Here is a 13,401-nt window from a genome sequence, read left to right on the forward strand (position 1 = left end):
GTCTGAGGCCGTTGTCGGGAGCGGTCGTCCTCATTATTGGAGCGCTCCAACTCCGGTGTGAATCATTCTGTGTGATACCACTATGTCCTGTCAATAGCGGTGAAGTCTGAGGAGTCGAGTTGGCGGCGAAGCGTCCCACCATCTACGACGTCGCGAAAGCGGCGGGTGTATCGAAGTCGCTGGTCTCGCTGGTTCTGCAGTCGTCACCGAAGGTCGGCGAGGACTCCCGACGGGCAGTCGAGGCGGCGATCGCCGAACTCGGTTACCGCCCGAGCCGCGCGGCGTCGAATCTGGCCGCCGGGCGCACGAAGCTCGTGGGGGTGTTGATCGACGACTACACCAACCTCTGGTTCGTCGACCTCGTCCGGGGCTTGCACGCCGCACTCGGTCCGCGCGGATACCGGCTTTCCGTCGTCGACGTCGCCACCGCCGATCAAGCCGAACATCCGGTCGAGTCGTTTCTGTCGATGCGGGTGGACGGGATGGTGGTCGGCATGGATCCGCCGAACGCCCTCACCGACGGCGGTCTGCCGCCCGTCGTCGTAGCCGGAACGAGGCGTGCGCCCGACGAGCACGTCGTCGACAACTTCGACTCGGTCGCCAACGACGATGCCGAAGGTGCGCGGTTGGTGGCGAAACATCTTGTGGCGCTGGGGCACGCGGATCTCGGCCACCTATCGGTGGGAAGCGGGGCCGCGCAGGTGCGACGAGCGGCATTCGAGGACCGAGCCCGCGAATCCGGCGCGCGGGTCGTATCCACGCCCTACGCCGGCCCGGCGACCGACGAGGCCGGATACTCCACTGCCGCAACGCTTTTAGTCGACCATCCGGAGATCACCGCGATCTTCGCCGCCAACGATGTGATGGCCGTCGGCGCGCTCGCCGCGGCCCGCGACGCCGGTCGCGTCGTGCCCGACGACTTGTCGATCGTCGGTTACGACGACACCTCCCTCGCGTCGTCGAAGCTGATCGGACTCACGACCGTCGACGACCGCAGCTTCGACGTCGGGGTCGCGGCCGGAACGCTGCTCGCCGACCGGATGGAGGGCAGCGCCGCCGACCCGGTGGCGAAGGTACTCGAGCCGACGCTGACGGTGCGCAGAACGTGCGGACCGCGCGCGAAGTAGCGCAACCCCGGCGAATCACCGTCGTGCCGCGTGCGCCCCGGCGTCGGGGGACAGGCGCAGTGCGCCGAACAGCGGGATCGACATGACCGCGGCGGCGACGGCGAACGCCAACCGGTAGGCGAGGTCGCCGTCGGGGCCCGCGATCGCGACGCCGATTCGCACCGCGAGAGACGCGACGGCGATGCCGAGTGCGGTGGCGATCTGCTGCAGCGTCGACGACAGCGTGTTCGCGGCGACCAGGTCGCGCTCCCCGACGTCGGCGAATTGCACTGTGTTGTAAGCACTGAAGCCGATCGAGCGGAACACTCCGCTCGCCAACATCAGGCCGACGATCACCGTCACCGGCACGCTCGGCGTCACAAAGACGAACGCGCCCAAGGCGATTGCGCCTGCGACATTGGACCAGACCAGGGTGCGGCGAAAGCCCAGACGCCGGATGATCGGTGTGGTCAACGGTTTGATCGCGAGGTTGCCGACGAAGACCGCCGTGATGATCGCGCCGGCCGACGCCGCGCTCCATCCGAAGCCCGACTGGAGCAGCAGAGCGAACAGGAACGGCGCCGCGGTGATCATCAGCCGGTACACGCTGCCGCTCAGATTTCCGGCGCGAAATGTCTTGATCCGCAACACATCGAGGTCGAAGAGTGGGTGGTCGCGCCTGGTCATCGCCCGCACCGCCGCGACGCCGAGTGCGCTCGACGCCGTGAGCAACGCCACGACGATCGGCCACCGTCCGCCGGCCATCAGTTCGACGCCGCCGGTCAGGCACACCACTGCGCCGGAGACCAGCGCGAAGCCGCGCCAGTCGAGCGGAATCCGTTCGGGCGGGTCGATTCGCGGAACAACGGCAAGGCCGACGACGGCCAGGGCGATGCCGATCGGGATGTTGACCCCGAAGATCCACCGCCAGCCCACGGTATCCGCGAGCAGGCCGCCGAGAAACGGCGCGACGACGGGAGCGACCAGCGACGGCCAGGTCAGATAGGCCATCGCCGCCAGTAGCGCGGTCGGACGGATCGCGCGAAGCACGGCGAGTCGTCCGATGGGCACCATCAACGCTCCCGCGAGACCTTGTACGGTCCGAAAGATACACAGCCACAACAGGTTCGGTGCCAACGCGCAGAGCAACGACGTAGCGGTGAAGCCGGCCAGCGCACACAGGAAGACGCGGCGAGTACCGTACCGGTCGGCGATCCAGCCGCTGGCCGGCACCGCGACCGCCACCGCAAGCAGATAGGTCACCATCGTCACGCCGACCGACGACGGCGTGATCCCGAAGTCGGCGGCGACGGCGGGCGCGGCCGTCTGCAGGATCGTGCCGTCGAGGTTCTCCATGAACAACGAACCGGCCACCAGCAGAGCCAGTGGTCGGTTGAAGCCGGGCGACGACGAGGGACGCAAGCGTCGGAACATCGATGGGAAGTGGGGCTACTCGTCGCCGGGTGCCAGCACGACGTCGAACTCGGCGCGCGCCCACGTCTGACCGTTCAGATCGCGCCCGTCGGGCGTCGGGGCATCGGCCGGCTGCTGCACGAAGTCTTTGACCAGTGACTCTTTCACACCGAAGACCGTATCGTGGTCGAGCAGTTCGTCGCCACGCACGAAGATATGGGTGACCAGTGTGCGCAATCCGGGTGCGGAGACCATGAAGTGCAGGTGCGATGCCCGCATCGGCGAACGGCCGGTGGCCTCCAGCAGCCGCCCGACCGGGCCGTCGTGCGGAATGGGATACGGCGTCGGGGTGAGTCCCCAGAACTCGTAGTGGCCGTCGTCGTCGCTGAACAGGTGGGCCCGTCCGGACACCCGCTGGTCGTCGTACTGGACGTCGTAGAAGCCGTCGTCGTCGGCCTCCCAGACCTCGATCCGCGCACCCGCGACCGGGTTGCCCGCGGTGTCGCGGACGCTGCCGGCAACCCAGCACGGCTGGCCGGTGGCGTCGCCGGCGATGTCGCCGCCGTGCTCGATGCGCGGCGCGTCGTCGACGAAGAAGGGGCCGAAAACCGTTGCCTCGGTAGAGTTTCCGGTTGTCTCGTAGTTGACGTTGATGGTCTGCATCGATGCCCCGAGAATGTCGGAGAGCAGGATGAACTCCTGTCTGCGGTCGTCGGTGATGTGACCGACCTCGGTCAGGAACTCGATTGCGGCCTCCCACTCCGATTCGGTGAGCCGCACCTCGCGGATGAAGGCGTGCAAGTGGCGCACCAGCGATCCCATCACGACGCCGAGCCGCTCGTGGGGGGAGTCGGCGAACGACTTGACGACCTTGTCGGTGAGTAGCTCTTCGATCTCGGCCTGGGTGGGTGCAGCGGTGTCAATCATGTGGATCTCTATCGATAGAAGGTGAAAACTGTTGGAGGTCAGTCGGATTCGACGGTCGGCGGTCGACCGGCCCAGGCGTCGGCGAGCAGCGCGCGCACAGCGTCGACGGTGATCGGCCGCGGATTGCCGTACGGGCGGCTGGTGACCTCGTCGGCGATCCGGTCGATGTCGGTTTCGGCCATGCCGAGTTCGGCCAGCGACGCCGGCGCGCCGAGACTCTGCGCGAAAGCGAACAGGCGACTGGCCGGATCGCCGTCGCCGGGGATCGCTCGCGACAGCGCCGCGAGCGCGGACGGGGCATGAGATTGGTTGTACGCCAACGCATGCGGCAGTACGACGGTGTGCGTCGCGGCGTGCGGAAGATTCAATGTGCCGCCGAGCGCGTGGCACAGTTTGTGGTGCAGCGACATCGTCGTCGCACCGAGAACCGCCCCGCACAGCCAGGCGCCGTAGAGAGCTCCGCTGCGGGCCTGCGCGTCCGACGGCGCCGCGACGAGGGACGGCAGCGCGGTGGTCAGCGCGCGTACGCCCTCCTCGGCGAGCAGGGAGATGATCGGTGACGCGTCGGGTGCGTAGAGCCCCTCGACGGCGTGGGCGAGGGCGTTGATTCCGCTGGTCACCGAGATGTCGACGGGCAGGGTCATCGACAGCGTCGGATCGTAGACGACGCTACGCGGCAGCACCCGATGATCGCGGCCGGTCTCCTTGCGGCCGTCGGTGGTCATTCCCCAGACCGGCGTCATCTCGGAGCCGGCGTAGGTCGTCGGGACCGCGACGATCGGCAGATCGTGTTTCAGCGCGATCGCCTTGCCGAGGCCGATGGCCGATCCGCCGCCCACGGTGACGCAACCGTCGGCATTCAGCTCGGCGGCGGCTGCGCTGGCCCGCGCGGCGACGTCGGCCGGCACGTGCATCACGGCATCGGGACGTACGCCCACGCAGCGGTCGCCCAGCGCGTCGGCGACCATCCGTCCGACCGATTCATGCCCGGGTGAGCACAGGACGAGCACCCGCTTGAGGTCGAGATGGTCGAGTTCGGCGGGGAGTTCGGACAGGGCCCCGACGCCGAACCGGACTCGCATCGGAAGTGCTTCATAGACGAAGTCGAATGTCACGTGGTCGCTCCTGGGCGGAAGGCTCGAACTCTCATACAATGGACGCGGTGTTCGTAGAGTACTATAAGACCAGCTGAGAAGGTGATGCAAGCAGAGAAGTGAGGCGAGCGTTGAGTGCGATTCAGTTGCTGTCCAAGGCGGGGCAGGTCGTCGACGAACTGGCGCGGTCGGGGCCGTCGACGCCCGCCGAGCTCGCGAAGGCCGTGAACGAGCCCCGACCGACGGTGTATCGCATCGGTCAGACCCTCGAGGAGCTCGAGCTGGTGCGCAACGTCGGGGGCCGATTGGAGCTCGGGGTGGGCTTGCTGCGCTGGGCCGACGCCGCGATCGAAGCCTTCATCGACCGCGCCGAACTGCACAAACAACTGTGCTGGGTACGTGAGCAGGTCGGCATGAACGTCTACTTCTGCGTGCCCGGCGTCGACGGGCCGCTGTGCCTGCACCAGGTGGCCGGAGCCGTCGTCGAGATGGTCGATCTGGGCCCGGGGCGCACGCTGCCACGTTCGGTGGGAGCCGTCGGGCGGGCGTTCGACGCCGGTTCCGACGAGTCGTACTTCCTCGATGACGGTGACGTCGTCGACGGGATCGCCGCGGTTGCGGTACCGGTGCGGTGCGACGGCGACGTGGTTGGCGTCGTCGCCGTCGCCGACCTGCGTGCCGGACTTCTACCGCGGGCGGACGCGGTGGCGACGGTGCTGACGACCGCGGCCGCGGCGCTGGCCGCCGCGATGTCGCAGCCGCGTGAGGGGCGGGAGACGACGCCGGACGTGGTCGAAACCGATAGTCGCACAACGTCGTTGATTCACAAGGGGGGTGTGCTGATGGAAGTTCTGGTCAGTGAGCGGATCGCGACGTCGGGGCGGCTGACCGAACTCACCGGCGAACCGCCCAGCTCGGTGTACCGGATGCTCGCGACGCTGACCGAAATCGGTTGGGTGGAGCAGGTTTTCGCGCGTGGTCCGTATCGCGTCGGCGGGAAGGTCCTGACGCTGGCCGCCGAGCTCATCCGCAGCTCCGACATCCGCCGGGCCGCGGGCCCGGTGCTCGCCGCCATTCACGCGGCAACCGGCGAGACCACCTTTCTCTGCGTGCGCCATGGCACGCGGGCGGTCTGCATCGAGCGGATCGACGGGGTGCGAGTCAACAGTCGAGTGCTGCGGTTGGGCAGGTCGTTGCCCCTGCACGTCGGCGCGGCGCCGCGTGCACTGTTGGCCTTCGACGACCGGGAAGCCTGGGACGAGTACGCCTCGGCGGCGGTGCGCAGCGACGAACTGGGCGGCGACGTCGGGTCGCGGGCCGAGCTGTTCGCCCAGCTCGAGGAGATTCGGCAGGCCGGCATCGTCGTCAGCGACAACACCGTCACACCGGGTATCGCCGCGATCGGCGCACCGATCTTCGACCACTACGGGCGGGTGGTCGCGTCGCTCTCGGTCAGCGGCCTGCGCGACGGCATTCTGGCCCGGTCGCGCGACGGTGGGCCCTCGGTGCGGGATCTGGTGCGCCGGGGCGCCCGAGACCTGACGCATTACCTGGGCGGGGACGTCGGATGAGCGACGACCAAGACGCCGTCGTCGCCGACGACCGCCCCAGTTACCCCGAGGATTGGCGCGCCGACGTGCTGGCCGCCGACGGCGGGGTGGTGCACATCCGTCCCATCACGCCCGACGATGCCGCCAAGCTCGTCGCCTTTCATGCCAGGCTCTCCGAGCAGACGCGCTACCTGCGCTACTTCGAGCCGTACCCCACGATGTCGCCGAACGACGTCTACCGCGCCACCCACGTCGACAACCGGTACCGGGTTGGCCTGATCGCGCTGCTCGGCGACGAGATCATCGCCGTCGGGGTCTACGAGGGCCGACCGGACTCGACGACTGCCGAAGTCGCGTTCGTCGTCGCCGACGAACACCAACGTCGGGGCCTGGGATCGGTGTTGCTCGAGCATCTCGCCGGCGCCGCCGCGGACAGTGGGATCGAGACCTTCGAGGCGGCGATCCTCGCCGAGAACCCCAGCATGGTGCGGGTCTTCGAGGATGCCGGATACCAGGTCCGCGGCACCGACGACGGCTACGTCGTCCAATTGGAGTTCGAGATAGATCCGAACGAAGCTCTGCTGCAGGTGCGCAATGCGCGCGAACGCGCCTCAGAGGCGCGGAGTGTTCGAAATCTGTTGTCACCCAGGTCGATTGCGGTCATCGGTGCGTCGCAGACCGAAGGCAAGGTCGGGCAGGCGGTACTCGCGAATCTGCTGCGCGGTCAATACGACGGGCCGGTCTTCCCGGTCAACGACACGCGGCGCGCGGTGCAGGGTGTGCGGTCGTACGCGACGGTCCGCGACATCCCCGACACCGTCGACCTCGCGATCGTCGCGGTTCCGGCGTCCGACATCGACGACGTACTCGACGACTGCCTCGGCAAGGGGGTCAAGAGCCTCGTCGTGCTGTCCGCGGGATTCGCCGACTCCGATGCGGGCGGTGGCGCGGTCGAGCGGCGCCTGGTCCGCGAGGCGCGCGCGCATGGCATGCGGCTGGTGGGCCCGAACGCTCTCGGTGTCGCGAACAACGACCCCGCGGTGTCGATGAACGCAACGCTCGCCCCCGAGTTGCCGGGGCGCGGCCGGGCGGGGTTCTTCTGTCAGTCCGACCCGCTCGGTGCGTTCATTCTGCGGGAAGCGGCGTCGCGCCGACTCGGCCTGTCGACGTTCGTGTCCGCGGGCAACCGTGCCGATGTGTCGGGAAACGATCTATTGCAGTATTGGGACACCGACCCGGACACCGACGTCGTGCTGCTGTATTTGGAATCGCTCGGCAACCCGCGCAAGTTCTTCCAGATCGCACGTCGCATGGGCCGCGACAAGCCGATCGTCGTGGTGCGCGGCAGCCGGATCGATCGGCTCGAAGCCAACGGCAGCGCATCGACCATCGATGGCACGGTCGCGGCCAACGTCTTCCATCAGGCAGGCGTGATCGCCGTCGATTCACTGGCCGACATGTTCGACTGCGCGACGCTGCTCTGCCACCAACCGCTGCCGGCTGGACCACGGCTGGCCGTCGTCAGCACCAGCGCTCCGCTGGCCTGGCTCGCCGTCGACCTCGCGACGTCGGGCGGGTTGACGGTCACCCGGACCGAGACGCTGGGACCGTCGGCCGACCCGGAGAGTTTCGACGCCGCGCTGCGCGAGGTGATGGCCGATGCGCAGGTCGACGCCGTCGTCGCGTTGGTGGTGCCGCCGGTGCCGGTTGCGATGGAGCCGTTCGCCGCGCCGCTGCGATCCGCCGCGCAGGCGGGCGCCAAACCGATCGTGACCACCTTCTCCGGGGAGCACGGAATCCCCGGACTGCTCGCCGTCGACGGACCCGACGGCATGCCGAGCTTCGGTTCGGTGCCGTCGTTTCCCGACCCCGACCGCGCGGTGCGGGCACTGCAGCGGGTGTGGCGCTACGCGTTGTGGCGGGCCGAGGAGGTGTCGGAGCCGCGTCATCCCGAGGGACTCGACGTCGAGCGTGCGCACGGGATCGTCGTCTCGGCACTGCGGCGCAACTCGACCGGTGCCGGTTGGCTCTCCGACGTCGACGCCGCCGCGCTGCTGGACTGTTTCGGCATCCACATCGTCGATTTCCGCGAAGCGACGACTGCTGACGAGGCGGTCGACGCCGCCGAGCAGATCGGCTATCCGATCGCACTGAAGGCGACCCGCCACGGCTGGCGTAACCGCCCCGACCTGCGTGGCGTGCGACTCGACCTGGACGGAGCAGGGGAGGTGCGCCGCGCCTACAACGACTTGTCCGGTGTGTCCGGCTCCTCGCTGCTGCACGTGCAGCGAATGGCCGACAAGGGGATCGGCTGCGTGATCAACGTGCACGACGACCCCTCGTTCGGCTCGGTGGTGTCGTTCGGCCTGTCCGGGATGATCACCGAACTCCTCGGCGACCGCGCATTCCGTGCCCTGCCGCTCGGCCGCGAGGACGCCGAGCAGTTGGTCGCCGCGCCGCGCGCGGCTCCGCTGCTGGCCGGCACCGCGAACGCTGAACCGGCCGACGCCGCGTCGCTCGTCGACATCGTCGTGCGCATCTCGGCGCTGTGCGACGACATCCCGGAGATCCGGGAACTGTCGCTCGAACCGATCCTCGCCTCCGGCGACGGGGCCGCGGTCCTCGACGCGCGCGTGCGCATCGGTCCCGAACCCGTCCGGCGGGGACTCGGCCCGCGACGGATCTGAGGTCTGTGCTGCAGGTGCTTACCGGCTGTGCACCGATACGTCGAAGAAGTACAGGGATGCGCGGTAGACGTGACGGCCGAGCTCGACGGCTTGGCCCATCTCGTTGTAGGCCACACGCTGCATGGTGAGTGCGGCCTGTCCGGGATCCTCGCCGAGCAGTTTGGCCTCGTCGTCGGTGGCGAGGCGGGCGCCGATCCGTTGCCGGGCCATCTGAATGGTCAGCCCGCGGTTACGGAAGCACTGGTAAAGGCCCTTCTGCCGTAGCTCGTCGGGTGCCGGCGCGTGGTCGGCCGGGATGTGGTTGGTGAGGATGGCGATCGGCTCGTCGTCGGCCTTGCGGAGGCGGCGAATCGACACGACCGACGTGTCGGCGTCGACGCCGAGCTCGTCGGCGATCTCCTCGTCAGGCGTGCCCAACCGATAGTCGAGCAGTTCGGTGGTGGGGGTGCGGCCGGACGCGACGAGGTCGTCGAACAGGCTGGTCAATTCGACCGAGCGGTGTACCTCGTTGCGGACGACCTGCGTGCCGACGCCGCGCTTGCGGACGAGCAGACCCTTGTCGACGAGTGCCTGGATGGCCTGCCGGGCGGTCGGCCTCGACATGTTCAGCCGCTTGGCGAGGTCGATCTCGTTCTCGATGCGGTCGCCCGGTTTGAGGTCGCCGGCCACGATGGACTTCTCCATCGCCTGTGCCAGCTGGAAGTACAGGGGAACCGGGCTCAGTCGATCGAGCTCGACATCGATCTCGGATGTGCTCACGTCGCACATGTTAGGTCATGACGGCGATATGTGACATAGCTGAGTTTGTTCGTATCACGACCATAATCACCGTATGTCAGGACAAATAAGCTCGTTAGTTGGCCCTGCACGCCGCATAAAGCGCAACTGATCGACAAAACCCCAGTTCACGCCCGGTAGACAAACCAAACATGGACGGCTAGATTGATAGGACAAACGTACACGTAGTTGCGAACGTCACGTCTTGAGAACCTCGCAGAAAGAATCCTGATGACAAACAGCTCCCATGCGCAGCCCTACGACCTGATCTCCATCGGTCGCGTCGGCGTGGACATCTACCCGCTGCAGGACGGTGTCGGACTCGAAGATGTCTCGACTTTCGGCAAGTACCTCGGCGGCAGCGCCACCAACGTCGCCGTCGCCGCGGCCCGACACGGCCGCAGCACCGCGATCATCACCGCCACCGGCGACGACCCGTTCGGCCGCTTCATCCATGCCGAGCTGCGGCGCCTCGGCGTCGACGATCGGTTCGTCGGCACCGTCGACGCGCTGAACACGCCGGTCACCTTCTGCGAGATCTTCCCACCCGACGACTTTCCGCTGTACTTCTACCGCGACCCGATCGCGCCGGATCTCACCCTGCGAACCCTCGACCTCGACCTCGACGCCATCGCGAACGCACGCATCTTCTGGGCGACGGTCACCGGGTTGTCCCGCGAACCGAGCCGGGCAGCCCATCACGCCGCCTGGAGCGCGCGCAATCGGCCGGTCCAGCGGCGTGCCGCCGGAACGGTTCTCGACCTCGATTACCGCCCGATGTTCTGGTCGTCGGCGACCGAGGCGTCGACGCAGGTCGCGCGGGCACTCGAACACGTCACCGTCGCCATCGGCAACCGGGAGGAATGTGAGGTCGCCGTCGGCGAGACCGAGCCGGATCGCGCCGCCGACGCACTCTTGGAGCGCGGCGTCGAACTGGCCGTCGTCAAGCAGGGTCCGAAGGGTGTCCTGGCCAAGACTCGCGACGAGCGAGTCGAGGTTGCGCCCTACTTCGTCGACGTGGTCAACGGGCTCGGCGCGGGCGACAGCTTCGGCGGCGCCTTCTGCCACGGACTGCTCGCCGGCTGGTCCATCGAACGCATCCTGCGCTTCGCCAACATCGCCGGCGCCATCGTCGCCTCCCGCCGGGAATGCTCAACCGCCATGCCCACCACCGACGAGGTGGAAGCCATCCTCACCGCACAAGAACGCGAGAAACTGGACCGAGTCAATGCCTGAAGCCCTCACCCAACCGGGTCCCATCACCGCCGAAGCGTTCGCGAAGTTGCGCGCCGCCCGCCAGGGCAGCCCCACCGACATCGCCACCGCTCTGGCCACTCGAACCCGGCGCCCGCTCGTCCGCGACGACGGCCGACTGATGATCGTCGCCGCCGACCACCCGGCGCGCGGCGCGCTCGGCGTCGGCTCGGACCCGATGGCCATGGCCGACCGGTACGACCTGCTGCAGCGGTTGGCGACCGCCATCGCGCGGCCCGGCGTCGACGGCGTCCTCGGCACCCCCGACATCATCGACGACCTCGCACTGCTCGGACTGCTCGACGACAAGATCGTCGTCGCGTCGATGAACCGCGGCGGACTGCGCGGCTCGATCTTCGAACTGGACGATCGCTACACCGCCTACGACGCCCCGGCGATGACCCGCGACGGCCTCGACTTCGCGAAAGTCCTCGTGCGCGTCGACCTCGACGACGCCGGCACCGCCGCCACGTTGGAAGCCACCGCCAAGGCCGTCGACGCCTGCGCGGCAGCACAGGTGCCGATCATGTTGGAGCCCTTCATGAGCAGCCGCAATGAGCTCGGCCGGGTCGTCAACGATCTGTCCGCGGATGCGGTGATCAACTCGATCTCCATCGCCGCCGGACTCGGCGCCACGTCGTCGTACACCTGGATGAAGCTGCCCGTCGTCGACGACATGGAGCGCGTGATGGCCTCGACCACCCTGCCGACCCTGCTGCTCGGCGGCGACCCGACCGGCGATCCGGAGACGGTCTACGCCTCGTGGAAGTCGGCGCTCGCCCTGCCCGGCGTGCACGGCCTCGTCGTCGGGCGCACGCTGCTCTACCCGGCCGACGGCGATGTCGCCGGAGCCGTCGACACCGCCGCCGCGCTCGTCCACAACTCCTGACGATCACCCAAACCTGTTGACCACCAACTGAACTCACGGAGAAGCTCGATGACCCAGACCACCCTCGCCCCGGACTCCGCCACCACCGACCTGCCCGTCGTCGGGCACTGGATCGACGGTGCCGCCTACCCGTCGGCCAGCGGCCGTACCGCCGACGTCTTCGACCCCGCCCTCGGCGTCGTCACCAAGAAGGTCGCCCTGGCCGACGAGGCCGAGATCAATGCCGCCGTCGCATCGGCGAAGGCCGCCCAGGAGTCCTGGGGCGAGTTGTCGCTGGCCCGCCGTCAGGCCGTCCTGTTCAAGTTCCGTGAGCTCCTCGAAGCCCGCAAGGGCGAACTCGCCGAGATCATCACCAGCGAGCACGGCAAGGTCATCTCCGACGCACTCGGCGAGATCAGCCGCGGCCAGGAAGTCGTCGAATTCGCCTGCGGCCTCGCCCATCACCTCAAGGGCGAGTTCAGCGAGCAGGTCTCCACCGGCATCGACGTCTACTCGACCCGCCAGCCGCTCGGCGTCGTCGGCATCATCAGCCCGTTCAACTTCCCGGCCATGGTCCCGGCGTGGTTCTTCCCGATCGCCATCGCCGCGGGCAACGCCGTCGTACTCAAGCCGTCGGAGAAGGACCCGTCCGCCGCGATCTGGCTCGCCGAACTGTGGGCGGAGGCCGGGCTTCCAGCCGGTGTCTTCACCGTCCTCAACGGTGACAAGCAGGCCGTCGACGGCCTACTCACCCACGCCGACGTCGAGGCCATCTCCTTCGTCGGCTCCACCCCGATCGCCCAGTACGTCTACGAGACCGGCGCCAAGTACGGCAAACGGGTCCAGGCACTGGGCGGCGCGAAGAACCACATGCTGGTGCTGCCCGACGCCGACCTCGACCTCACCGCCGACGCCGCCATCAACGCGGGCTTCGGCTCGGCCGGCGAACGATGCATGGCCATCTCCGTCGTCGTCGCCGTCGAGCCCGTCGCCGACGACCTCATCGCCAAGATCACCGACCGGATGAACGGCCTGCGGATCGGCGACGGTCGCCGTGAGCCCGACATGGGGCCGCTGGTCACCCGGATCCACCGCGACAAGGTGGCCTCCTACATCGACATCGCCGTGCAGGACGGCGCAACCGTCGTCGTCGACGGCCGCGAGGTCCAGCCCGACGGCGCCGCCGAAGGATTCTGGCTCGGCCCCACCCTGATCGACAACGTGCCAACCACGTCGCGTGTGTACACCGAGGAGATCTTCGGGCCGGTCCTCGCCATTGTGCGCGTCGCCTCCTACGACGAGGGCGTCGAACTCATCAACGACGGCGCATTCGGCAACGGCACGGCGATCTTCACCAACGACGGCGGTGCCGCGCGTCGCTTCCAGCGCGATATCAAGGTCGGGATGATCGGTATCAACGTGCCGATCCCGGTGCCGGTCGCGACCTTCAGCTTCGGAGGCTGGAAAGCATCGATGTTCGGCGACACCAAGGCACATGGCGCGGAGGGGGTGAAGTTCTTCACCCAGCTCAAGGCCATCACCAGCCGCTGGCTCGATCCCTCGCATGGCGGCATCAACCTGGGCTTCCCGCGCAACGACTAGCCCGTCCGCTGGTTGAGCCGCTCCGGAGCTCTTACCGCTGGTTGAGCCGCTCCGGAGTCCCTTACCGCTGGTTGAGCCGCTCCGGAGCGCTAGCGAAGGAGCGAGTCGAAACCACCCGGCACA

10 protein-coding genes are annotated in these 13,401 nt (G+C 68.1%); 6 read left to right on the forward strand and 4 right to left on the reverse strand.

Going from position 1 to position 13,401, the window contains the following annotated elements; translation table 11 throughout:
* The first annotated feature begins 119 nt into the window (after positions 1-119).
* Positions 120-1,127, forward strand: coding sequence for a LacI family DNA-binding transcriptional regulator (locus tag HH308_RS14530; protein WP_170194944.1), 1,008 nt, complete (start codon positions 120-122; stop codon positions 1,125-1,127).
* Between the two features lie 15 nt (positions 1,128-1,142).
* Here the strand turns inward: HH308_RS14530 and HH308_RS14535 are convergent, their stop codons facing one another.
* Genes HH308_RS14535 through HH308_RS14545 form a run of 3 tightly spaced genes read right to left on the reverse strand, consistent with a single transcriptional unit; the run spans position 1,143 to position 4,561 of the window.
* Positions 1,143-2,540, reverse strand: a complete 1,398-nt coding sequence (locus HH308_RS14535) for an MFS transporter (protein WP_170194945.1) — start codon at positions 2,538-2,540, stop codon at positions 1,143-1,145.
* A 15-nt stretch (positions 2,541-2,555) separates the two neighbouring features.
* Positions 2,556-3,446: a hydroxyquinol 1,2-dioxygenase gene (locus HH308_RS14540; protein ID WP_170194946.1), complete on the reverse strand. Its 891-nt coding sequence runs from the start codon at positions 3,444-3,446 to the stop codon at positions 2,556-2,558.
* A gap of 38 nt (positions 3,447-3,484) precedes the next feature.
* Positions 3,485-4,561, reverse strand: a complete 1,077-nt coding sequence (locus tag HH308_RS14545) for a maleylacetate reductase (RefSeq protein WP_170194947.1) — start codon at positions 4,559-4,561, stop codon at positions 3,485-3,487.
* Positions 4,562-4,671: 110 nt separating this feature from the next.
* On the opposite strand from HH308_RS14545, the gene HH308_RS14550 reads away from it, so the two are divergent.
* Both HH308_RS14550 and HH308_RS14555 read left to right on the forward strand, forming a co-directional pair.
* The gene (locus HH308_RS14550; RefSeq protein WP_170194948.1) at positions 4,672-6,111 is read left to right on the forward strand and encodes an IclR family transcriptional regulator domain-containing protein; all 1,440 of its coding nucleotides are present in this window, start codon (positions 4,672-4,674) and stop codon (positions 6,109-6,111) included.
* Positions 6,108-8,777: a bifunctional acetate--CoA ligase family protein/GNAT family N-acetyltransferase gene (locus HH308_RS14555; RefSeq protein WP_170194949.1), complete on the forward strand. Its 2,670-nt coding sequence runs from the start codon at positions 6,108-6,110 to the stop codon at positions 8,775-8,777. Before HH308_RS14550 ends, HH308_RS14555 begins: the two co-directional genes overlap by 4 nt.
* An 18-nt stretch (positions 8,778-8,795) precedes the next feature.
* Here the strand turns inward: HH308_RS14555 and HH308_RS14560 are convergent, their stop codons facing one another.
* Complete coding sequence (locus tag HH308_RS14560; RefSeq protein ID WP_170194950.1) at positions 8,796-9,545, reverse strand: GntR family transcriptional regulator; 750 nt, start codon at positions 9,543-9,545, stop codon at positions 8,796-8,798.
* Between the two features lie 240 nt (positions 9,546-9,785).
* Between HH308_RS14560 and iolC the strand changes: the two genes are divergently transcribed.
* The 3 genes from iolC to HH308_RS14575 are packed head-to-tail and all read left to right on the forward strand — an operon-like array spanning position 9,786 to position 13,278.
* Positions 9,786-10,790, forward strand: coding sequence for a 5-dehydro-2-deoxygluconokinase (iolC, locus tag HH308_RS14565; RefSeq protein ID WP_170194951.1), 1,005 nt, complete (start codon positions 9,786-9,788; stop codon positions 10,788-10,790).
* Complete coding sequence (locus tag HH308_RS14570) at positions 10,783-11,697, forward strand: Cgl0159 family (beta/alpha)8-fold protein (RefSeq protein WP_170194952.1); 915 nt, start codon at positions 10,783-10,785, stop codon at positions 11,695-11,697. Before iolC ends, HH308_RS14570 begins: the two co-directional genes overlap by 8 nt.
* Positions 11,698-11,745: 48 nt before the next feature.
* Positions 11,746-13,278, forward strand: a complete 1,533-nt coding sequence (locus HH308_RS14575; RefSeq protein WP_170194953.1) for a CoA-acylating methylmalonate-semialdehyde dehydrogenase — start codon at positions 11,746-11,748, stop codon at positions 13,276-13,278.
* The last annotated feature ends 123 nt before the right edge of the window (positions 13,279-13,401 follow it).

Origin of the sequence: Gordonia asplenii (assembly GCF_012933505.1) — a bacterium.
GTDB lineage: Bacteria > Actinomycetota > Actinomycetes > Mycobacteriales > Mycobacteriaceae > Gordonia > Gordonia asplenii.